Genomic DNA, 628 nt, shown 5'->3' with positions numbered 1-628 from the left:
GGGGGTTCAAGCAGTGCCGGGTCCGTTTGATCAGGCTAGATGAACTTCACTAAATGCCGCAATACGGACACTTCACTCGGCTGACCGTACATCTGTGCCCGCTCGCGGGGAACAGGTGCGCTACGGCGCCACACGTCCGTTCNNGACCATCTCGATCTCCCGCTGCGGGAAGGACGGCACCTTCGCCAGCTCGTGCTGGGTGCGCAGACCGAGGAAGTGCATCAGCGAGCGCGCGTTGCAGGTGGCGTACATCGAGGAGAACAGGCCGACGGGGAGGACCGAGCGGGCGACCTCGCGGGCGACGCCCTCGGCGAGGAGCTTCTGGTAGGCGGCGTAGGCCTGCTGGTAGGACTCGTCGAGCACCCGGTGGACCGTGTCGTACTGCGCCGGCGTTCCCTCGACGAAGGTGTACTTGCCCGGGCGGCCCTGCTGGACCAGCTTGCGGGAGGTGTCGGGGACGTAGAAGACCGGCTCCAGCTCGCGGTAGCGGCCCGATTCCTCGTTGTAGGACCAGCCGACGCGGTGCCGCATGAACTCGCGGAAGACGAAGATCGGGGCACTGATCAGGAACGTCATCGAGTTGTGCTCGAAGGGGCTGCCGTGCCGGTCCCTCATCAGGTAGTTGATC

1 protein-coding gene is annotated in these 628 nt (G+C 65.3%); it reads right to left on the bottom strand.

The window, feature by feature from the left end; genetic code table 11:
• Positions 1 to 120 precede the first annotated feature (120 nt).
• The coding region (gene thyX / locus CCN42_RS38585; protein WP_107427721.1) for an FAD-dependent thymidylate synthase at positions 121 to 628 on the bottom strand (508 nt) is incomplete at its 5' end.

Source organism: Streptomyces glaucescens, from assembly GCF_002154375.1.
GTDB lineage: Bacteria > Actinomycetota > Actinomycetes > Streptomycetales > Streptomycetaceae > Streptomyces > Streptomyces glaucescens.
The sequence above is the reverse complement of the archived record's forward strand: the minus strand, read 5'-3'. Positions and strand labels throughout refer to the sequence as shown.